General features: G+C 58.5%; 15 protein-coding genes and 1 riboswitch. Of the genes, 9 read left to right on the top strand and 6 right to left on the bottom strand.

The genetic code is table 11. The annotated features are described in order from the left end of the window. Positions 1-48: 48 nt before the first annotated feature. From C1N84_RS17405 to pgi, 5 genes are all read right to left on the bottom strand, one after another. Positions 49-2,139: a YjbH domain-containing protein gene (locus C1N84_RS17405; protein WP_058780911.1), complete on the bottom strand. Its 2,091-nt coding sequence runs from the start codon at positions 2,137-2,139 to the stop codon at positions 49-51. Next, the gene (locus C1N84_RS17400; RefSeq protein ID WP_264441760.1) at positions 2,139-2,876 is read right to left on the bottom strand and encodes a capsule biosynthesis GfcC family protein; all 738 of its coding nucleotides are present in this window, start codon (positions 2,874-2,876) and stop codon (positions 2,139-2,141) included. Before C1N84_RS17400 ends, C1N84_RS17405 begins: the two co-directional genes overlap by 1 nt. Continuing rightward, entirely contained in the window at positions 2,873-3,520 is a 648-nt protein-coding gene (locus C1N84_RS17395) for a YjbF family lipoprotein (RefSeq protein WP_058769991.1), read from the bottom strand. The genes C1N84_RS17400 and C1N84_RS17395 overlap by 4 nt, the downstream gene beginning before the upstream one ends. A gap of 78 nt (positions 3,521-3,598) precedes the next feature. Beyond that, entirely contained in the window at positions 3,599-3,847 is a 249-nt protein-coding gene (gene yjbE, locus C1N84_RS17390) for an exopolysaccharide production protein YjbE (RefSeq protein ID WP_021508031.1), read from the bottom strand. A gap of 640 nt (positions 3,848-4,487) precedes the next feature. Beyond that, a complete protein-coding gene (gene pgi, locus C1N84_RS17385; RefSeq protein WP_021508030.1) occupies positions 4,488-6,134 on the bottom strand; it encodes a glucose-6-phosphate isomerase in 1,647 nt (548 codons plus the stop codon). Between the two features lie 99 nt (positions 6,135-6,233). On the opposite strand from pgi, the gene C1N84_RS17380 reads away from it, so the two are divergent. From C1N84_RS17380 to panS, 3 genes are all read left to right on the top strand, one after another. Then, positions 6,234-6,479 carry a hypothetical protein gene (locus C1N84_RS17380; RefSeq protein ID WP_125309290.1) on the top strand — a complete coding sequence of 82 codons (246 nt, stop codon included), beginning with the start codon at positions 6,234-6,236 and terminating at the stop codon, positions 6,477-6,479. 36 nt (positions 6,480-6,515) lie between these two features. Then, a riboswitch (Lysine riboswitch) is annotated at positions 6,516-6,710 on the top strand. A 110-nt stretch (positions 6,711-6,820) separates the two neighbouring features. Then, positions 6,821-8,176 (top strand): lysine-sensitive aspartokinase 3, encoded by a 1,356-nt coding sequence (lysC, locus tag C1N84_RS17375; protein ID WP_021508028.1) that lies wholly within the window; start codon positions 6,821-6,823, stop codon positions 8,174-8,176. Between the two features lie 262 nt (positions 8,177-8,438). Beyond that, positions 8,439-9,362 carry a ketopantoate/pantoate/pantothenate transporter PanS gene (gene panS / locus C1N84_RS17370; protein WP_058769993.1) on the top strand — a complete coding sequence of 308 codons (924 nt, stop codon included), beginning with the start codon at positions 8,439-8,441 and terminating at the stop codon, positions 9,360-9,362. A gap of 193 nt (positions 9,363-9,555) precedes the next feature. Here panS and C1N84_RS17365 read toward each other — a convergent pair whose 3' ends face one another. Continuing rightward, positions 9,556-10,149 (bottom strand): YhgN family NAAT transporter, encoded by a 594-nt coding sequence (locus C1N84_RS17365; RefSeq protein WP_031279795.1) that lies wholly within the window; start codon positions 10,147-10,149, stop codon positions 9,556-9,558. A 218-nt stretch (positions 10,150-10,367) separates the two neighbouring features. On the opposite strand from C1N84_RS17365, the gene asd reads away from it, so the two are divergent. The 6 genes from asd (at position 10,368) to glgP (ending at position 21,269) form a co-directional block, all read left to right on the top strand. Continuing rightward, positions 10,368-11,477, top strand: a complete 1,110-nt coding sequence (gene asd / locus C1N84_RS17360; protein ID WP_031279794.1) for an aspartate-semialdehyde dehydrogenase — start codon at positions 10,368-10,370, stop codon at positions 11,475-11,477. Positions 11,478-11,835: 358 nt separating this feature from the next. Next, positions 11,836-14,022 carry a 1,4-alpha-glucan branching enzyme gene (gene glgB, locus C1N84_RS17355; protein WP_058757592.1) on the top strand — a complete coding sequence of 729 codons (2,187 nt, stop codon included), beginning with the start codon at positions 11,836-11,838 and terminating at the stop codon, positions 14,020-14,022. Beyond that, the gene (gene glgX, locus C1N84_RS17350) at positions 14,022-16,001 is read left to right on the top strand and encodes a glycogen debranching protein GlgX (RefSeq protein ID WP_264441756.1); all 1,980 of its coding nucleotides are present in this window, start codon (positions 14,022-14,024) and stop codon (positions 15,999-16,001) included. Before glgB ends, glgX begins: the two co-directional genes overlap by 1 nt. Positions 16,002-16,011: 10 nt before the next feature. After that, positions 16,012-17,304 (top strand): glucose-1-phosphate adenylyltransferase, encoded by a 1,293-nt coding sequence (gene glgC, locus C1N84_RS17345; RefSeq protein WP_058757590.1) that lies wholly within the window; start codon positions 16,012-16,014, stop codon positions 17,302-17,304. 62 nt (positions 17,305-17,366) lie between these two features. Further along, positions 17,367-18,800: a glycogen synthase GlgA gene (gene glgA, locus C1N84_RS17340; RefSeq protein WP_058757589.1), complete on the top strand. Its 1,434-nt coding sequence runs from the start codon at positions 17,367-17,369 to the stop codon at positions 18,798-18,800. Positions 18,801-18,821: 21 nt separating this feature from the next. Next, on the top strand, positions 18,822-21,269 hold the full coding sequence (gene glgP, locus C1N84_RS17335; protein ID WP_058769996.1) for a glycogen phosphorylase: 2,448 nt from the start codon (positions 18,822-18,824) through the stop codon (positions 21,267-21,269). Positions 21,270-21,319: the final 50 nt, after the last annotated feature.

Here is a 21,319-nt window from a genome sequence, read left to right as displayed (position 1 = left end):
CATTAATGCGCACCGTTAAATGGCGCGGGTTTAACCCCGCGCTGCAATTTAATTAAAACGCGCATCGCGATCGGCGGTCAGATCGTACAGCTGGTACTTACGGCCCAGCATCTGACCACCGTCACGCGTCAGCGGCACCCAGTTCACCTGCGCACGGCCACGGGTTGGCGAGACGGTAAACAGATCCATCGGAATCGAAATATAGAAACCTTTGGTGAAATCCCCTTCGCCATACGCTTCGGCTGACACGTTGGTTTTGGTGGCGTAGAAGCCGACCATTACGCCGCTGTCAAAGCGCTTCGACACATCCAGCGTGACCCCTTTGTCCTTCGCCAGATATTCACCGACGCTGGCTTTCACCAGCACATCCTGCATGAACCACGGACGCCAGTAAGCGGTAAGGTGCCCGGTCGGCGCCTTATAGTCGGTGAACTGCATCATGTTGTCCCAGTCACGCTGCTTCACGTAGTTCGCATCGAGACCGAAAGCCCAGTTGCTGTCCACCGGGCGATACAACAGCTCGCCGCCCACGCCGCCATACATGGTTTCCAGATAGCCACCGTACACCTGGCCGTAGAAGCCATTGCCGAGATAGCGCATGTAGTTGGCCTGCAGATCATTCACGTAAACGTTGTTCTCCACGTAGTCGCGAATGTGGGTGCGCACGCGCGGCAGCGTCGAGTCGGCTGGCGCGCCGTTGTAGTTGAACTTGTCATAGTTGTTGGCGATGTTGCCAAACAGGCTGCCGCCAATCAGCCAGTGATCGGTCAGCCAGTAATCGACATTGCCCATTACGCCGAGCTGATACATGTAGAAGCTTTCCGGACCGCCGACCGACTGGTTCAGCACCGGCGACAGGCTGTAGTTGAGGCGATCCTTACGGATGAAATAGCCCTGTTCGGTGGTGCCCGGATCGATCGGTTCTTCACGCGTCTGCTGCAGCGGCTGCTCGTGACCGAGCGGATAGCCGCGCAGTTCGTTATTCAGGCTGGCCACATCGGTGCGCGTGGTGACCTGCGGCATGTTAAAGCGCGACTCGGTGACTTCAATCGTATCAATGCCAGCCGGCAGATTGTTCATGATGATGCGGTTAGCGCGGTCAACGCCTTCGCGCGTGTCGCGATATTTGGTCTGCTCGCCGGAGACGTACAGCGTGCGGCCTTTAGTCTGGATGCGCGGACCATCCAGTCCGGCATTGTATTTCAGATCGGTAAGCTGATTAGCGACCACCGTCGGCTGCAGCAGATCGCCCTGCGGCTGTGGCTGATAAGCCGGTTTTGCGCTATCAAGGTGCGACTGGTGTAACGAATTAAAGTTGGTGCGTACGGTCACGCCAAACATAAAGGTATTGCCGCGCTCGTAGCTGGCGTTGATATCTGCCCAGTCGGTAAGGCGATAGATTGCGCCAACGTTGACCTTACTGCGCTGCTCCAGCCGGCCGGCAAAATCGTCCTGATAATCGTTGCCTTCATACTCCAGCTTGAGACGCAGCGGCTGCCACGGTGTCTGGTATTCGATGCCACCAAACAGTGCCGCCGGACCGTGGAACATCTGCGAGCCGTTAATGGAACCCGCCGAACCGCCGCCGGTGCGGCTGCAGAAGCTGTCGCTGTAGGAGCAGAACGGGTTTTTGATGGTGCCGCTGTTGCCGAGATAGCCCCAGCCCAGGCCGAGGCTGAAATCAAACGGTCCCCAGGCTTTACTCGCCACCAGATATTCACTGTCGAACAGGCCGGTACCGCCCAAATCGCGCGAACCCACCGCCACTTCCGGCAGCCAGAAGCTCTCCTGCCACAGGCGCAGCTTCAGGTCGAAGGCTTTGTCTTTATAGCTCTGGTTGCCGCTGAAGCCTTCCACCGCACTGTAGCGGCGGGTGCGTACGTCGGTATAGCGCACCGTGGTTTCCAGCCACGGGAACAGCTGCAATGACGCAGAATAGTAACGATATTGATCGTTATCGCGGAAGTTCAGGCTAAATTCGCCCTCTTTTGCCATGCGCGCGGTCGGCGTTTGCATCAGGCCCACGCCGCCAAAATCAGATTGTGAAGGACCGACCGGTTCCGGCCAGGTTTCCGCCTGCACCTGGCATGCGGCGGCGACAGAAGCAGCCAACAGGCTGAGGAGTAATTGTTTTTTCATCAGTCTGGCATCCGGTGAGTCAGAACGGAAAGCATGCGCGCATTCAAATCAGGCTGGCCCCAGGGCAGGCTCCATGTGGAAAAGCCCAGCCAGATAGTGCTGCCAGGCTCGACTTCAACATGCCGCTGATTCCAGTAAGCGATCGGCACCTGTTGCGTCTCACCTGACGGTGCAATCACCGTGGCCACGCTGCGTTCGGCACCCGATAAACGCGCATGCGGCGCGAGGTAATCACGCACCGTGCGTCCTGGCTGCCAGCTCTCACTGCCGGGATGGCTGAGTGCGCCCATCACCCGTACCTGCGTCGGCGCTGCCACGATGTACAGGTCGTAGCTGCCCTGCAGTTTACGGTTGGCTTCCGGACGCAGCCGCACCCAGTCGGGATCGAGCGTAGTAAACTGGCGCCCGGTAACCTGCAGGGCGCTGAGCTGCTGGATTACGCTGCCGATGGTCGCGGCCAGTGAAGTACCGCTGTCGGCCTGCCAGGCGCGCAGATCCGCGAGCAGCTGAGCGTGCTGCTGCTGCGCCACGGCGGTCGCACCGCGTTCGGCAATCACCGTGCCCGGCCACCAGCTGTGCAGCGCCGGGTTCGTTACCAGTTCGCTCAGGGTGCTGGCATGATCGATCTGGAAACTGCGCTGATCGTGCGCAGGGTGTACCGTCACCTGGCTATCCGCCAGCGCGTGGCTGGCCGCCGTGAGGGCGAGTGCCGCCAGCAAAGAATTGATTTTTTTCATGATTTCGCCGGCTTCAGAAGGGTGGTTGCAATCGGGAACTGGTCAGCCGCCAGCATCTGCTGCGCCTGCAGCACCGTACCGTCGCGGTTATCGATCCAGAAGGTGTTCTGCCAGCTGACGCCGGGGCTCTCCATCTCTACCGTTTCGTGCCAGACGCGGCAGGGCACCCGCTCGCCGGCGAGGTTCAGCACTTCATCGTCGCCGCGCTGAAAGGTGGAGTGGGCGGTGGCGGCGCGCACGTTGTCCTGCTCGCGCCACTGCACGACGCGCGTCCACTGCGCGCCATTTTGCAGCCGCAGCCCATCGGCCAGCGGATCCTGCGCCAGGTTACTGACGGCCTGCAGGTTGTCGCGCAGGCCGAGGGTTTTCACCAGGCGGCCGTGCTGCATCACCAGCATGGCTTTATCCTGGGTTACCCATTTCTGCTGGCCGTTTTCCAAGTAGCCCAACACCACAAAGATGCGCGGACCGTTATCGACGCGCGCATACAGGCTGGCATAGGGCAGAGTAGCGATTTGTTCATCGCTGACGGTGACATCGTCCGGACCGCTGATGGCGAGCATCACGGTCTGTTCGAGGCCTTTTTGCGTTTGTGTGCAAGCCTGCAGCAACAGGCAAAGAAGCAGCAAAGAGAGTCGGCGCACTGTGTATCCCTGTCTCAATAGAGGCAAAAAAACAAAAAATAACCACACGATTGTGTGGTTATGTTTAAAGGTGCTACATCAACGAGTGGTGCTCGTTGTGGTAGTGGTTGTTGTACCGGTATTTGCACCGTCGCCACCGCCAGCAGCGGCAACGCCGAGACCCACTAACGCACCGAGTGCGCCGATACCCACAGCGGTGGTCGCACCGGTCGAGATTGCTCCCGCCTGCGCGCCTGCTGCAGCACCGGCTTCTTCCGGTGCGGCAATCGCAGCGGAAGAAACGGCAACGTAAAGTAAGGCTGCACCGGCAACCATCAGTTTTTTCATAACAACGTTTCCTGCATCTTGATAAAACGTGAATGAAGGATATTACCCGTCATACCGTACGCTGCCGTCCGATGGCCGCTGGGCCGCATGCAGCTGGCTAACCGTGGTCAGCGCGCAATAATGTTTCCCGGGCCGCCGGGCGACAGCGGAGAAGTATTCAGGGCAGCCTTGAAGGCGCGTTCAGTATAGGGCAACAAATTACCAGAGTTCAGCGCCAGAAAAAGAGGGGGATTAAGCAGGACATTTCTGGTGATAAATAAGGCGAATTGGCGTTAGCTGCTTTTTTTAATTGCGCTTTTTTCGCTGGCTGGAATATTTGCGCAGGACGTTATAGCACAGCAGCATTTTTCACTTTTGCATTAAAAAATGGCACGGAATAGGAATAATCAGATTTTCCTGAAAGGGTTAAAATAGAAAGGTAAATTTAATCAGTTGCTTAGGTGGGTGAGGTGGACAAATCAGATCCATTTTTTACCAGATAAGCCCACCACGTATGATGGCATCTTCCGATTTTCCTTAGGGCATTTTAAGAATTATCTAACCGCAGCGTGGCAGCAAAATCCGCTTATTTGCTGCGGGGCAGTTGATCGGAACAAAAAAAGGCGGCATGTGCTGCCGCCTGATGAGCCTGGGGGTGAAATTAACGCCAGGATTTATAGCGATTAATTAAGCCATTGGTGGAGCTATCGTGGCTGTTAATCTGCGCATCGTTTTCCAGCTCCGGCAAAATGCGGTTAGCCAGCTGTTTGCCCAGCTCAACGCCCCACTGATCGAAGGTGAAGATGTTGAGAATCGCGCCCTGAGTGAAGATCTTGTGCTCGTACAGCGCAATCAGCGCGCCGAGGCTGAACGGAGTAATTTCACGCAGCAGAATCGAGTTGGTCGGGCGGTTACCTTCAAACACCTTGAACGGCACGATATGCGCGACGGACTCCGCCGATTTACCGGCATCGGTAAACTCTTTCTCTACCACCTCGCGGGCTTTACCAAACGCCAGCGCTTCGGTCTGAGCAAAGAAGTTGGACAGCAGCTTCTGGTGGTGATCGGCCAGCGCGTTGTGGGTCTGCGCCGGCGCAATGAAGTCGCATGGAATCAGCTTGGTGCCCTGATGGATCAGCTGATAAAACGCGTGCTGCCCGTTGGTGCCGGGTTCACCCCAGATGATCGGACCGGTCTGGTAATCCACCGGGTTGCCGTCGCGGTCGACGTACTTACCGTTGGACTCCATGTTGCCCTGCTGGAAGTAAGCGGCAAAACGGTGCATGTACTGGTCGTACGGCAGAATCGCTTCGGTTTCGGCACCGAAGAAGTTGTTGTACCAGATACCGATCAGCGCCAGCAGCACCGGCAGGTTTTGCTCCGCTGGCGTGTTCGCGAAGTGCTGGTCCATGGCATGCGCGCCGCTCAGCAGCTGTTCGAAGTTTTCGAAGCCGATGGACAGGATGATCGACAGACCAATCGCGGACCACAGTGAGTAGCGGCCGCCGACCCAGTCCCAGAACTCGAACATGTTGGCGGTATCAATACCAAATTCGCCGACCGCTTTCGCGTTGGTTGAGAGCGCGGCAAAGTGCTTCGCCACGTGCTGCTGATCGCCGGCGGTGTTCAGGAACCAGTCGCGCGCGCTGTGGGCGTTGGTCATGGTTTCCTGCGTGGTAAAGGTTTTCGACGCCACGAGGAACAGCGTGGTTTCCGGGCTAAGCGGTTTCAGCGTTTCGGCAATGTGCGTGCCATCAACGTTGGAAACAAAATGCATGTTGAGGTGGTTTTTATACGGACGCAGCGCTTCGGTCACCATGAACGGGCCGAGGTCTGAACCGCCGATACCGATGTTCACCACATCTGTAATCGGCTTGCCGGTGTAGCCTTTCCACTCGCCGCTGATGATGCGTTCTGAGAAGGCTTTCATCTTCGCCAGCACCGCGTTCACTTCCGGCATTACATCTTTGCCATCCACGAGGATTGGTGTGTTGCTGCGGTTGCGCAGGGCCACGTGCAGCACGGCGCGATCTTCGGTGCGGTTAATCTTCTCACCGGAGAACATGGATTTGATGGCGCCCGCCAGATCGGTCTCTTTCGCCAGCGCCTGGAGTTTGTCGAGGGTTTCCTGGGTGATGCGGTTTTTTGAGAAATCCACCAGCATCTGATCATCAAAGGTGGCAGAGAATTTCGCAAAACGATCGGCATCCTGCGCAAACAGGTCGGCAATCTCTACCGATTTCATCTGATCAAAATGCTGCTGCAGCGCTTTCCAGGCTGCGGTTTGTGTCGGATTGATATTTTTCATGGCAACACTCTTGTTGATATAAGAACCGTCATTCCATCCGGGCGCATCCTGTCTGGCCCGGCATGCTGAGCATTTGTTACGGCTTGCACGCGTTTCAGTATGACCACAGTTGCAACTGAAAGGAAAAAATTTGTGACGCCAGCCGCAGCGTTTCAGGTAAATCCGGCGGCGATTGTCGGCCGGTTCGCCGCGCATTACTCTGCGCGGCATCAGCAAAACACCGGTTTTTTCGCACCGCTGACTACTTTAGGCGGCTGGCGGCTTCCGGGTTTGTTTAGCAATGCGCTGCATAAGTGTAAAAATGAATTTTCCCGGCGCCGCAAGGCTGGACAGCGGAACAATTAATCAGTATTTTGTGCGCGCGACTTGCACCTCCGGGTGCAAGCCAGAAGAGGCGCGTCGCCCAGGCAGTGTGTTTGAGGATCCGTATCCGGCGAGAACACATCAGGGGGTGCGACGCCGAGGTGGTGCAACACGCGGAGTGTTGTGCTGTCGGCTGCAGGGGCTGAATCCTCTGGGTTGTCACCAGAAGCGTCCGCAGTCGGACGTTTCGCAAGGTGAAGTGCTTTTGGTGACTCATCTCCTGATCTTGTCTGTCCAATTCTGCTCTTCTCTTGTGCCAAGGCTGTTACCCGATCTTCTCTTCCGCGAATGGGAGGAGATAACCTGACACGAGGTTTTGTTACATGTCTCAATCGTTGATCGTGGCAAAATTTGGCGGCACCAGCGTTGCCGATTTCGATGCCATGAACCGCAGCGCGGACGTCGTGCTGTCTGATGCCAATACCCGTCTGGTGGTGCTCTCTGCCTCGGCGGGCGTGACTAACCTGCTGGTTTCGCTGGCTGAAGGCCAGGAACTCGAGCAGCGCGCTTATCTGCTGGATCAAATCCGCACCATTCAATATGCCATCATCGATCGCCTGCAGTCGCCGGACGTCATCCGTCAGGAGATTGATCGCATGCTGGAGAACATCATCATGCTGGCGGAAGCGGCGGCATTAGCCCGTTCGACTGCGCTGACCGATGAGCTGGTGAGCCACGGCGAACTGATGTCGAGCCTGCTGTTCGTGGAGATCCTGCGCGAGCGCCAGGTAAATGCCGAGTGGTTTGACGTACGCAAAGTGATGCGCACCAGCGACCGTTTTGGCCGCGCCGAGCCGGATGTGGCCGAGCTGAAAACGCTGGCAGCGGCTCAGCTGCAGCCGCGCACCGCAGAAGCGCTGGTGATCACGCAGGGCTTTATTGGCAGCGAAGGCAAAGGCCGCACCACCACGCTGGGCCGTGGCGGCAGCGATTACACCGCTGCGCTGCTCGGCGAAGCGCTGCAGGCGACGCGTGTGGATATCTGGACCGACGTGGCGGGCATCTACACCACCGACCCGCGTGTGGTGCCGCAGGCGAAACGCATCGAAGAGATCACTTTTGAAGAAGCGGCGGAGATGGCAATCTTCGGCGCGAAAGTGCTGCATCCGGCGACGCTGCTGCCGGCGGTGCGCAGTGATATTCCGGTGTTTGTCGGCTCCAGTAAAGATCCGGCGGCGGGCGGCACGCGCGTCTGCAACGAGACTAAAAATCCGCCGCTGTTCCGTGCGCTGGCACTGCGGCGCAAACAGACGCTGCTGACGCTGCACAGCCTGAACATGCTGCACGCGCACGGCTTCCTGGCGGAAGTGTTTGCTATCCTGGCGCGCCACAGTATTTCGGTTGATCTGGTTACCACCTCGGAAGTGAGCGTGGCGCTGACGCTGGATACCACCGGTTCAACCAGCACCGCCGACAGTCTGCTGACCCAGGCGCTGCTGACCGAGCTCTCTTCCCTGTGCCGGGTAGAAGTGGAAGAGAATCTGGCGCTGGTGGCGATCATCGGCAACAACCTGTCGAAAGCCTGCGGCGTCGGCAAAGAGGTATTCGGCGCGCTGGAGCCGTTTAACCTGCGCATGATTTGCTACGGCGCAAGCAGCTACAACCTGTGCTTCCTGGTGCCAACGCCGGACGCGGAAGAGGTGGTGCGCGCGCTGCATAAGAATCTGTTCGAATCTTAATTGACGCATAAGTCACCTGAAGCCGGACAATGTCCGGCTTTTTTTATTTCTGCCGTTCAGCCTGACGCTATTTCGGACAAATGCCAGCGGAATGCCCGTGTCTGCCCGGCGATCTTTAGCAGCCGATAGGCATTTTCTGTCGTCGGCCACGCTTATGATAATGAAATGTTATGATCCGGCGCAGGTCGCTGCGGTCGTTCCCCGCACGCCTTTTCATCTGTGGCAAAAAACCAATTAAGTAAAACGCTAAGGACATTTCTTCATGCTCGCCAAACTCACCCGCCTGTTTCCGCTCTGGGCCGTACTGCTGTCCGTTGCAGCCTATTATTCGCCGTCCACCTTCCTCGGCATCGGGCCGTGGGTAACCTACCTGCTGATGCTGATCATGTTCGGCATGGGCGTGACGCTCAACATTGATGATTTTAAACGCGTGCTGGTGCGTCCGGCGCCGGTGGTTGCCGGCACGTTCCTGCACTATCTGGTGATGCCGCTGGCGGCCTGGGCGCTGGCGAAACTGTTCCAGATGCCGCCGGATCTGGCCGCCGGGATGATCCTGGTCGGCAGCGTGGCCAGCGGGACAGCCTCGAACGTGATGATTTATCTGGCGAAGGGCGATGTGGCGCTGTCGGTGACCATCTCCTCGGTTTCGGCGCTGGTGGGTGTGTTCGCGACGCCGCTGCTGACGCGCTTCTACGTAGATACCCACATTCAGGTTGATGTGGTGGGCATGCTGCTCAGCATCGTCAAAATCGTGGTGATCCCGATTGGGCTTGGCCTGATTATTCACCACTCCATGAACAGCGTGGTGCGCCGCGTTGAGCCGTATCTGCCGGCGTTTTCGATGGTGTGTATTCTGCTGATCATTAGCGCGGTGGTCGCCGGTAGCCAGGGCTTTATCGGCTCGGTAGGGCTGATGGTGATCGCGGCGGTAATCCTGCACAACGCCATTGGGCTGCTCGGCGGCTACTGGGGTGGCAAGCTGTTTGGCTTTGACGAATCCACCTGCCGCACGCTGGCGCTGGAAGTCGGTATGCAGAACTCCGGACTGGCGGCCACGCTAGGCAAACTGTACTTCTCACCGCTGGCCGCACTGCCCGGCGCACTGTTCTCGGTGTGGCACAACCTGTCCGGTTCCCTGCTGGCGGGTTACTGGTCGGGTAAAACGATTGAGAAGAAGCAGAAATAACGGGGCATGCGTACCGGTGGTCATCAATGGCGATCGGTTACGCACCATCGTCCTGTTGATGCCGGTGCGCATAAATGCGCAACCTACAAAAAACACGCGATAACCTTGCAGAGGGTGCAATAAATGCGCCCTCTGTAAAAACGCGCAATAATCTTGTAGGGTCGCCATTCATGGCGACCGCAAACGCGAAACATTACAGTTTCAGGTAAACCCGAATCCCGTCCAGGAACATCTGCGTCGCCAGCATAATCAGGATCAAACCCATTAATCGCTCCAGCGCGTTGACGCCTTTATCCCCCAGCAGGCGCAGGAACAGGCCGGACATCAGCAGAATCACCACCGTGACGCCCCAGGCAATCAGCAGGGCGCCGACCAGGTGCGTCATCTGGTTGGGATACTGGTGTGACAGCAGCATCAGGGTGGCGAGCAGCGAGGGTCCGGCGACCAGCGGGATCGCCAGCGGCACCAGGAACGGCTCTTCGCCGGCGGGCAGGCCGCTGGTGCTGGTCTCGCCGGACGGGAAAATCATGCGAATGGCGATCAAAAACAGAATGATGCCGCCGGAAATCGACACCGTTTCGGTGCGCAGATTAAGAAACGCCAGGATGCGTTCACCGGCGAACAGGAACAGCAGCATCAGAATCAAGGCGATCAGCATCTCGCGCATCAGCACTACGCGGCGGCGCTTCGGCTCCAGGTGCTTCAGCACCGACATGAAAATCGGCAGGTTGCCCAGCGGGTCCATAATCAACAGCAACAATATGGTCGCGGATATCATTTCAGTCATCAGAGGTAAACCATCCCTTCAGGTCGGCCACAGCCGTTATAAGTTGTACTGCTGAAAAAGTTAGCGCAATCGAATTAATTCACTTGCCAGAAGTGCTGCATTTTGTAGAGTTGTGGGTCATAGGTAAACCTGATTATTACGCAGACTGGCGCGTTGCTGGCGCTGGTCTTTTTTCGCACCACCCAGGCCCCGGCCCGAGTTCCTGAGACGGACAGAAAATGAAGAATGTAGGTTTTGTTGGTTGGCGTGGCATGGTCGGCTCTGTGCTGATGTCACGTATGAGCGAAGAACGCGATTTCGATGTGATCAATCCGGTCTTCTTCTCCACCTCGCAACTGGGTCAGGCTGCGCCGACGTTTGGCGGTAAGTCGACCGGTGCGCTGCAGGATGCGTTTGATATTGAGGCGCTGAAGGCGCTGGATATCATCATCACCTGCCAGGGCGGCGATTATACCAGTGAAGTCTACCCGAAGCTGCGCGAGAGCGGCTGGCAGGGCTACTGGATTGATGCGGCCTCCACGCTGCGCATGAAAGATGACGCCATCATTATTCTTGATCCGGTCAACCATCAGGTGATTCGTCAGGGCCTCGACAGCGGCATCAAAACCTTTGTCGGCGGTAACTGCACCGTCAGCCTGATGCTGATGTCGCTGGGCGGACTGTTCGCTAACGACCTGGTCGAGTGGGCCTCCGTCGCGACGTATCAGGCGGCTTCCGGCGGCGGCGCGCGCCATATGCGCGAACTGCTGACCCAGATGGGCATGCTGCACGATCACGTTGCGACTTCGCTGCAAAATCCGGCCTCCGCCATTCTCGACATTGAGCGCAGCGTGACTGACTTTACCCGTTCCGGCACGCTGCCGACCGACAACTTCGGCGTACCGCTGGCCGGCAGCCTGATCCCGTGGATCGACAAGCAGCTGGACAACGGCCAGAGCCGCGAAGAGTGGAAAGGCCAGGCGGAGACCAACAAAATTCTCTCGACCCGTCACACCATTCCGGTCGATGGCCTGTGCGTGCGCGTCGGCGCGCTGCGCTGCCACAGCCAGGCGTTCACGTTGAAGCTGAAAAAAGATGTGCCGCTGAACGAAATCGAACAGCTGCTGGCCGCGCACAACGAGTGGGTGAAAGTGGTGCCGAACGATCGCGACATCACCATGCGTGAACTGACGCCTGCCGCGGTGACCGGTACGCTGACCACGCCGGTGGGCCGTCTGCGTAAGCTGAACATGGGGCCGGAGTATCTGTCGGCCTTCACCGTCGGCGATCAGTTACTGTGGGGCGCTGCCGAACCGCTGCGTCGCATGCTGCGTTTGCTGATCGACTAAGCGCAGCGCGAATCCAGACAGGCCGGGGTTTCCCGGCCTTTTTTCTTTCCACGGGAGTGCAAAACTTAACCCAAATTGCGCCCGACAAGTGATCAGCTTCCCCTTTTTGCTCGCCCGATAACAATTTTTTGCGTTCCACCCTGGCTTCTGCCAACCCCAAGCTATGATTTAACAGTGATGTGCCGGTTGTTAACTGTTTTTACTTTGCGAATGGAATAGTTGTTGTACACGGCCAGGATCTTTCCCACGGAGGGTGTCCTTCCTTGCTGCTGTATGTATGGCTCATGAAAAGCAGCGCACCTATAGCGACAATCCTGTCTCTCCGGTCGCCTGCGCAAAAAATCATAGGAAGAAAGTCATGTCAGAGCTTCCCGATCGCCATGCGATCAATGCCCTTTTCGCCGGGAATTATGCCGACCCCTTCTCAGTACTGGGGATGCACCAGACCACACAAGGTCTCGAAGTGCGTGCGCTGTTACCGGATGCATCCGAAGTCTGGGTGATTGAAACCAACACCGGCCGCAAATGCGCCCAGCTTAAATGTCTTGATTCGCGCGGCTTCTTCAGCGGCGTGATCCCGCGCCGTAAAAACCTGTTTCGCTACCAGCTGGCAGTCAACTGGCACGGCCAGCAAAACCTGATCGACGATGCCTACCGCTTTGGCCCGCTGCTGGCGGAGATGGATGCCTGGCTGCTGGCCGAAGGCACGCACCTGCGGCCGTATGAAACGCTCGGCGCGCACGGCACCACCATTGATGGCGTTGCCGGCACGCGCTTCGCCGTCTGGGCCCCCAACGCGCAGCGCGTTTCGGTGGTGGGCGAGTTTAACTTCTGGGATGGCCGCCGCCATCCGATGCGTTTCCGCCGCGAACTCGGCATCTGGGAGCTGTTTGTCCCCGGCGCGGTTAATGGCCAGCTTTACAAATTCGAGATCATTGATGCGCACGGTCAGATGCGCATCAAAGCCGATCCGTTCGCCTTCGAGGCGCAAATGCGCCCGCAGACCGCCTCGATGATCTGCGGCCTGCCGCCGAAGCTGGAGATGCAGCCACAGCGCAAAATCGCCAACGGCTTTGACCAGCCGATCTCCATTTACGAGGTGCATCTCGGTTCGTGGCGTCGCCACACCGACAACAATTTCTGGCTGAGTTACAAAGAGCTGGCCGAACAGCTGGTGCCCTATGTCAAAGAGATGGGGTTTACCCATATCGAACTGTTACCGATCAATGAGCATCCGTTCGACGGCAGCTGGGGCTATCAGCCACTCGGCATGTACGCGCCGACGCGCCGCTTCGGCACGCGCGATGAGTTTCGTCACTTTATCGCCGCTGCCCACGAGGCAGGTCTCAACGTGCTGCTCGACTGGGTGCCGGGCCACTTCCCCAGTGACGATTTTGGCCTCGCCAAATTCGACGGTACCGAGCTGTACGAGCACAGCGATCCGCGCGAAGGCTACCATCAGGACTGGAATACGCTGATCTACAACTTTGGCCGGCGCGAGGTCAGCAACTATCTCTCCGGCAATGCGCTGTACTGGATGGAGCGCTTCGGCATTGATGGCCTGCGCGTCGATGCGGTGGCGTCGATGATCTATCGCGACTACAGCCGCAAAGAGGGTGAGTGGGTGCCTAACCAGTTTGGCGGCCGTGAAAACCTCGAAGCCATCGCCTTCCTGCGCCACACCAATCGCACGCTGGGCCGCGCCGCACCCGGCAGCATCAGCGTGGCGGAAGAGTCTACCGATTATCCCGGCGTGACGCGGCCATCCGAAGATGGCGGCCTGGGCTTCTGGTTCAAATGGAACCTTGGCTGGATGCACGACACCCTCGACTACATGAAGCTCGATCCGGTGCATCGCCGCTACCATCATCAGCTGATGACCTTCGGCATGCTGTACAACTACACGGAAAACTTTGTGCTGCCGCTGTCGCACGACGAAGTGGTCCACGGCAAAAAGTCGATCCTCGACCGCATGCCGGGTGATACCTGGCAGAAGTTTGCCAACCTGCGCGCCTATTACGGCTGGATGTGGGGCTTTCCCGGCAAAAAACTGCAGTTTATGGGCAATGAATTCGCTCAGGGACGCGAGTGGAACCACGACACCAGCCTCGACTGGCATCTGCTGGAGGGGCTGGATAACTGGCACCACGGCGTGCAGCGACTGGTACGTGACCTGAACCACAGCTATCGCCACTTTTCGCCGCTCTATCAGCTCGATTTCGATGCCAGCGGCTTCGAGTGGCTGGTGGTCGACGATCACGAAAACTCGGTCTTTGTGTTTGTGCGCCGCGACCGCGAGGGCAACGAACTGATCGTCGCCAGTAACTTTACGCCGGTGCCGCGCCACAACTATCGCTTCGGCGTGAATCAGCGCGGCGGCTGGCGCGAAGTGCTGAACACCGATCAGCATGATTATCACGGCAGCGATCTGCGCAATCACGGTATCGTGCATACCGATGACATCGCCAGCCACGGGCGCGCGCAGTCGCTAAGCCTGACGCTGCCGCCGCTCGCCACGCTGTGGCTGGTGCGGGAGGGCGATTGATGCTCCAGCCGGGCCAGCCGGTACCGCCGGGTGCCCATTATGATGGGCGCGGCGTCAACTTTACGCTGTTCTCGCGCCACGCGGAGCGGGTGGAGCTGTGCCTGTTTGATGAACAGGGGAGTGAGCAGCGTTTTCCTCTGCCGGCGCGCAGCGGTGACATCTGGCATGGCTATGTTCCGGCGCTAAAGCCGGGCCAGCGCTATGGCTACCGCGTGCATGGACCGTGGCAGCCAGAGCGCGGCCATCGTTTCAACCCGGCCAAACTGCTGGTCGATCCCTGTGCCAAAGCGGTATGCGGCGCGGTGCCTGACGACGCGCGCCTGCTGGGTGGAGAGTGGCAGCAGGATGATGCCGACAGCGCCGCTGTGGCACCCAAATCGCTGGTGATCGCCGACGATTTTGACTGGCAGGACGATTGTGCGCCGCGCACGCCGTGGGGCAAAACGGTGATTTACGAGGCGCACGTTCGCGGCCTGACGCAGCAGCATCCGGAAATTCCGGAAAGGCTACGCGGGACATATGCGGCGCTGGGGCATCCTGCTATGGTGAGCTATCTGCGCCGGCTGGGTATCACCGCGCTGGAGCTGCTGCCGATAGCCGCGTTTGCCAGCGAACCGCGCCTGCAACGGCTCGGCCTGAGCAACTACTGGGGCTACAACCCGTTTGCGCTGTGGGCGCTGCATCCGCATTACGCGGCGGGTGAAGCGGGCCAGACGCCGCTGCAGGAGTTTCAGCAGGCGGTAAAAGCGCTGCACGCGGCGGGCATTGAAGTGATTCTGGACGTGGTGTTCAACCACAGCGCCGAGCTGGAGGAGATTGGCCCGACACTGTCGCTGCGCGGCGTCGACAATGCCAGCTATTACTGGCTGGGCGATAACGGTGAATATCACAACTGGACCGGCTGCGGTAATACGCTGAACCTCAGCGATCCGCTGGTGCTTGACTGGGCGCTGGGCGCGCTGCGTTACTGGGTGCAAACCTGCCACGTTGACGGCTTTCGTTTCGATCTCGCCAGCGTGCTCGGGCGCACGCCGGATTATCGCCAGGATGCGCCGTTGTTTGTGGCCATGCAGGCCTGCCCGGTGCTGTCGCAGGTGAAACTGATCGCTGAACCCTGGGATATCGGCCCCGGCGGCTATCAGGTGGGCAACTTTCCGCCCGGCTTCGCCGAATGGAACGACCACTTTCGCGATACGGCGCGCCGCTACTGGCTGCACGGTGAGTTGAGTAACGGTGATTTTGCCCGCCGCTTTGCCGGCTCCAGCGATGTATTTCAGCGCGCGGCGCGTCTGCCGCACGCCAGCATTAATCTGATCACCGCGCACGACGGCTTCACGCTGCGTGACGTGGTGAGTTATAACCAGAAGCATAATCAGGCCAACGGCGAAGATAATCGCGACGGCAGCAGCAGTAATTTCAGCCATAACCATGGTTTTGAAGGGCTGCAGGGCAACTTCGATGTGGTCGAGCGGCGGCGGCGCAGCGTGCACGCATTGCTGACCACGCTGCTGCTGGCGCAGGGCACGCCGATGCTGCTGGCCGGTGACGAACGCGGTCACAGCCAGCACGGCAACAATAATGCGTACTGTCAGGATAACCCGCTCACCTGGCTGAACTGGCAACAGGATGATTTTGGACTGGTCGACTTCACTGCCGCGTTAATCCGGCTGCGTCAGCGTATTCCCGCGCTGACGCAGGACAGCTGGTGGCAGGAGGGCGATGGTAACGTGCAGTGGTTGAATGCCAGCGGCAAACCACTGGAAAGGGATGAGTGGGAACAGGGGATGCACAGACTGCAGATCCTGCTCTCCGGCCGCTGGTTACTAACGATAAACGCCACGGATTCGGTGAGTGACCTTGCCTTACCAGACGGAGAATGGCGAGCCATTCCTCCTTTCGCCGGGGAAGATAACCCCATCCTGACAACTGTCTGGCACGGGCCCGCACACGGCGTGTGTGTGTTCCTAAAGCAATCATAAGGAGTCAGACATGGTGAAATTAGATAGAAACGACCCCCTGATGCTGGCGCGCCAGCTCCCTACACAGACGGTTGCCCTGATCCTTGCTGGCGGGCGCGGTACGCGCCTGAAAGATCTTACCGCCAAACGCGCCAAGCCTGCCGTGCACTTCGGCGGCAAGTTCCGCATCATCGACTTTGCGCTCTCCAACTGTATCAACTCCGGGATTCGGCGCATCGGCGTCATCACCCAATATCAGTCACATACGCTGACGCAGCACATTCAGCGCGGCTGGTCATTGTTCAACGAAGAGATGAATGAGTTTGTCGATCTGCTGCCGGCGCAGCAGCGCGCCTCGACCGAACACTGGTATCGCGGTACCGCCGATGCGGTCACGCAGAATCTCGACATCATTCGCCGCTATAACGCACAGTACATCGTGATTCTCGCCGGGGATCACATCTACAAAATGGATTACTCGCGCATGCTGCTCGACCACGCCGATCGTGGCGCTAAGTGCACCATCGCCTGTCTGCCCGTACCGCTGCATGAGGCCACCGCGTTTGGTGTGATGGCAGTCGATGCGGACAACAATGTAATCGATTTCGTTGAGAAACCGGCGCAGCCGCCGTCCATGCCGGGCGACGACAGCAAAGCGCTGGCCAGCATGGGCATCTACGTGTTCAACGCCGATTATCTCTATGAGCTGCTGGAGGAGGATTTGCAGATCGCCGACTCGAGCCACGATTTCGGTAAAGATCTGCTGCCGAAGATCGTCGCCAGCGGCGAAGCCTACGCGCACTCCTTCACGCTGTCGTGCGTACAGAACGACGAAAACGCGGAACCTTACTGGCGCGACGTCGGTACGCTGGAAGCTTACTGGCGCGCCAACCTCGATCTGGCCTCGGTGACGCCCGAACTCGATATGTATGACCACGAATGGCCGATTCGTACCCACATGGAGCCGCTGCCGCCGGCCAAATTTGTCCAGGATCGATCCGGCAGTCACGGCATGACCATGAACTCGCTGGTCTCCGGCGGCTGCATTATTTCCGGCTCGGTGGTGGTGAATTCGGTGCTGTTCCCGCGCGTGCGCGTTAACTCGTTTTGCAATATTGATTCGGCGGTGCTGCTGCCCGATGTGGTTATCGGGCGATCGTGCCGTTTGCGTCGCTGCGTCATAGACCGTGCCTGCGTCATTCCGGAAGGCATGGTGATTGGCGAAAATCCGGATGAGGATAGTCGCCGTTTTTACCGTTCAGAAGAGGGCATCGTACTGGTGACGCGCGCCATGCTGGCCAAATTGGCCGCTGCGGGTCAGTAAGTGACGAAAGGCAAAGAACATTGCCGCGTGGAACGCGGGCGATAACACAATAGGGGTTCAGGATGCAGGTTTTACATGTCTGTTCAGAGCTTTTCCCGCTGCTAAAAACCGGCGGACTGGCTGATGTCGTCGGCGCATTGCCTCAGGCACAAATTGCCGAAGGTATGGACACGCGGGTGCTGATTCCGGCGTTTCCGGATCTGCGTAAAGGGATTCCTGATACCGAAGTGGTGGCGGAGCTGCAAACCTTTGCCGGGCCGGTCCGCTTGCTGTTTGGGCCCTTCAACGGCGTGGGGATATATTTGATTGATGCGCCGGGACTGTACGATCGTCCCGGCAGCCCGTACCACGATACGTCGCAGTTTGCCTATGTCGATAACTACCTGCGCTTTGCGCTGCTCGGCTGGATGGCGGCCGAGCTGGCCAGCGGGCTGGATACATACTGGCAGCCGGACATCGTGCACGCGCACGACTGGCACGCCGGTCTGGCTCCGGCTTATATCGCCGCACGCGGACGTCCGGCGAAAACGGTGTTTACCGTGCATAACCTGGCGTATCAGGGGCTGTTTTCCGCGCGGCATCTGGACGAAATCCAGATCCCGCGCGCCTATTTTGAAATGCACGGGCTGGAATTCTACGGCCAGATTTCTTACCTAAAGGCCGGCCTGTTTTATGCCGATCATATAACTGCGGTCAGCCCGACCTATGCGCTGGAGATCACCCGTCCGGAGTTCGGCTACGGCATGGAAGCGCTGCTGGAGCAGCGGCTGCGCGAAGGACGGCTGAGCGGTATTCTCAACGGCGTCGATCCCGGCATCTGGGATCCGGCACACGACCTGCTGCTTACCGCCCGCTACGACCGCGACACGCTGGAGAGCAAAGCGGAGAATAAACGTCAGCTGCAGATTGCCATGGGGCTGAAGGTTGATGACAAAGTGCCGGTGTTCTGCGTTATCAGCCGTTTAACCAAACAGAAAGGGCTGGATCTGGTGCTGGAAGCACTGCCGGGACTGCTGGCGCAGGGCGGGCAACTGGTGCTGCTGGGTCAGGGCGATGCGGAACTGCAGCAGGGCTTCCTCGCCGCAGCCGCTGAGCATCCGGGCAGCGTCGGCGTGCAAATTGGTTATCACGAAGCGTTCTCGCACCGCATTGTCGGTGGCGCGGACGTCATTATGGTGCCCAGCCGTTTCGAACCGTGCGGTCTGACGCAGTTGTACGGTCTGAAATATGGCACGCTGCCGCTGGTCAGGCGCACCGGTGGACTGGCGGATACCGTACAGGACAGCTCGCTGGAAAACCTCGCCGACGGCGTAGCCAGCGGCTTCAGCTTCGAAGACAGCAATGCCTGGTCACTGCTGCGCGCGATTCGTCGTGCTTTTGTTTTATGGTCCCGTCCTTCACTCTGGCGTTATGTTCAGCGCCAGGCGATGGGGATGGATTTTAGTTGGCAGGTGGCAGCACAAGCCTACCGCGATCTTTATCAACGCTTGCTGTAATGAGAGATTGGGATACCGCATATGAACGCACCTTTCACCTATGCCTCACCCACGCTGACGGTTGACGCCCTCAAGCACTCAATCGCCTATAAGCTGATGTTTACCATTGGTAAAGATCCGTCGATCGCCAACAAGCATGAGTGGCTGAACGCCGCGCTGCTGGCGGTACGCGATCGCATGGTGGAGCGCTGGCTGCGCTCCAGCCGTGCGCAGCTGTCGCAGGATGTGCGCCAGGTTTATTACCTGTCGATGGAGTTCCTGATGGGGCGCACGCTGGGCAATGCCTTGCTGGCGATGGGCATCTATGACGACCTCAATCAGGCGCTGGATGAGATGGGACTCGACCTCAGCGAGCTGATGGAAGAAGAGAACGACCCCGGGCTCGGCAACGGCGGTCTTGGCCGGCTGGCGGCCTGCTTCCTCGACTCGCTGGCCACGCTGGGCCTGCCCGGGCGCGGCTACGGCATTCGCTACGATTACGGCATGTTCAAACAGAACATTGTTGACGGCCAGCAGCGTGAATCGCCGGATTACTGGCTGGAGTACGGCAACCCGTGGGAGTTCCAGCGCTTTAACACCCGCTACAAAGTGCGTTTTGGCGGGCGGTTGCAGCATGAAGGCAGCCGGGTGCGCTGGGTTGAGACCGAAGAGATCGTAGCAATGGCCTACGATCAGATCATCCCTGGCTTCGACACCGATGCCACCAACACGCTGCGGCTGTGGGGCGCGCAGGCCAGTAACGAAATCAACCTCGGCAAGTTTAATCAGGGCGATTACTTCGCGGCGGTGGAAGATAAAAACCACTCGGAGAACGTGTCGCGCGTGCTCTATCCCGACGACTCGACCTACTCCGGGCGCGAGCTACGCCTGCGCCAGGAGTATTTTCTCGTCTCCGCCACGGTGCAGGATATCCTCAATCGCCACTGGCAGATGCATGAAACCTGGGACAACCTGGCCGACAAAATTGCCATCCACCTCAACGATACCCATCCGGTGCTGGCGATTCCCGAGCTGATGCGCCTGCTGATTGATGAGCACAAGTTTACCTGGGACGACGCCTTTGAAGTCACCTGCCAGGTGTTCTCGTACACCAACCATACGCTGATGAGCGAAGCGCTGGAGACCTGGCCGGTGGACATGATCGGCAAGATCCTGCCGCGTCACCTCAGCATCATCTTCGAAATCAATGACTACTTCCTGAAGACCATTCAGGACTACTATCCGGATGACTGGGATCTGATGGCGCGCATCTCGATCATCGACGAAAACGATGGTCGCCGCATCCGCATGGCGTGGCTGGCGGTGGTGGTTAGCCACAAGGTCAACGGCGTGTCGGAGCTGCACTCTAATCTGATGGTGCAGTCGCTGTTCGCCGATTTTGCCCGTCTGTTCCCGGGGCGCTTCTGCAATAAAACCAACGGCGTGACGCCGCGCCGCTGGCTGGCGCTGGCCAACCCGGCCTTGTCAGAGGTGCTGGATGACGCGATTGGCCGCACCTGGCGTACCGATCTGGCTCAGCTGAGCGAGCTGGTGCCGCACATTGACTATCCGGCGTTTATTGAACAGATTGCCGATGCCAAGTTCGCCAACAAAAAGCGCCTCGCGGAGTGGGTGGCGAAGAATATGGATATCGTGCTGGATCCGCAGGCGCTGTTCGACGTGCAGATCAAGCGTATTCACGAATACAAACGTCAGCTGCTGAACGTGCTGCACGTCATCACGCGTTACAACCGCATCAAAGCCGATCCGACCGCAGAGTGGGTGCCGCGCGTCAATATCTTCGCCGGGAAAGCGGCGTCGGCCTATTACGTCGCCAAGCACATCATTCACCTGATCAACGATGTCGCCAACGTGATCAACAATGATCCGCAGGTGAAGAACAAGCTGAAGGTGGTGTTTATCCCTAACTACGGCGTCAGCCTGGCGCAGATCATCATTCCGGCGGCGGATCTCTCCGAGCAGATCTCTACCGCCGGCACCGAAGCCTCCGGCACCAGTAACATGAAATTTGCGCTAAACGGCGCGCTGACCATCGGTACGCTGGACGGGGCCAACGTGGAGATGCGCGAGCACGTCGGCGCAGAGAATATCTTTATCTTCGGCAACACCACGCCGCAGGTGGAGAAGCTGCGCACTGAGGGCTATAACCCGCGCAAATACTATGAAGAGGATGCGGAACTGCACCAGGCGCTGACGCAAATCGCCAGCGGCGTCTTCAGCCCGCAGGAGCCAGGGCGCTACCGTAACCTGTTCGACGCGCTGGTCAACTTTGGCGATCACTATCAGCTGCTGGCGGATTACCGCAGTTACGTGGATACCCAGGATAAGGTGGATAAGCTTTATCGCCAGCCGGAAGAGTGGCAGCGGCGTGCGGCGCTGAACATCGCCAATATGGGCTATTTCTCCGCCGACCGTACCATTCAGGAGTACGCGGATGAGATCTGGCATATTTCGCCGGTGAGGTTATAAACGAGGCACATTCTGTAGCGGCGCAATTCATTGCGCGGTTTTTAACAACG

The sequence above is a fragment of the Pantoea sp. SGAir0418 genome, assembly GCF_043529865.1.
This window is presented reverse-complemented; position numbering and strand designations above follow the sequence as displayed.

What these genes read in the sequence shown, in the direction of transcription:
- C1N84_RS17405 (WP_058780911.1), bottom strand. Translation starts at nt 2,139, where the DNA reads ATGAAAAAACAATTACTCCTCAGCCTGTTGGCTGCTTCTGTCGCCGCC.
- C1N84_RS17400 (WP_264441760.1), bottom strand. Translation starts at nt 2,876, where the DNA reads ATGAAAAAAATCAATTCTTTGCTGGCGGCACTCGCCCTCACGGCGGCC.
- yjbE (WP_021508031.1), bottom strand. Translation starts at nt 3,847, where the DNA reads ATGAAAAAACTGATGGTTGCCGGTGCAGCCTTACTTTACGTTGCCGTT.
- pgi (WP_021508030.1), bottom strand. Translation starts at nt 6,134, where the DNA reads ATGAAAAATATCAATCCGACACAAACCGCAGCCTGGAAAGCGCTGCAG.
- C1N84_RS17380 (WP_125309290.1), top strand. Translation starts at nt 6,234, where the DNA reads ATGACCACAGTTGCAACTGAAAGGAAAAAATTTGTGACGCCAGCCGCA.
- lysC (WP_021508028.1), top strand. Translation starts at nt 6,821, where the DNA reads ATGTCTCAATCGTTGATCGTGGCAAAATTTGGCGGCACCAGCGTTGCC.
- panS (WP_058769993.1), top strand. Translation starts at nt 8,439, where the DNA reads ATGCTCGCCAAACTCACCCGCCTGTTTCCGCTCTGGGCCGTACTGCTG.
- C1N84_RS17365 (WP_031279795.1), bottom strand. Translation starts at nt 10,149, where the DNA reads ATGACTGAAATGATATCCGCGACCATATTGTTGCTGTTGATTATGGAC.
- asd (WP_031279794.1), top strand. Translation starts at nt 10,368, where the DNA reads ATGAAGAATGTAGGTTTTGTTGGTTGGCGTGGCATGGTCGGCTCTGTG.
- glgB (WP_058757592.1), top strand. Translation starts at nt 11,836, where the DNA reads ATGTCAGAGCTTCCCGATCGCCATGCGATCAATGCCCTTTTCGCCGGG.
- glgX (WP_264441756.1), top strand. Translation starts at nt 14,022, where the DNA reads ATGCTCCAGCCGGGCCAGCCGGTACCGCCGGGTGCCCATTATGATGGG.
- glgC (WP_058757590.1), top strand. Translation starts at nt 16,012, where the DNA reads ATGGTGAAATTAGATAGAAACGACCCCCTGATGCTGGCGCGCCAGCTC.
- glgA (WP_058757589.1), top strand. Translation starts at nt 17,367, where the DNA reads ATGCAGGTTTTACATGTCTGTTCAGAGCTTTTCCCGCTGCTAAAAACC.
- glgP (WP_058769996.1), top strand. Translation starts at nt 18,822, where the DNA reads ATGAACGCACCTTTCACCTATGCCTCACCCACGCTGACGGTTGACGCC.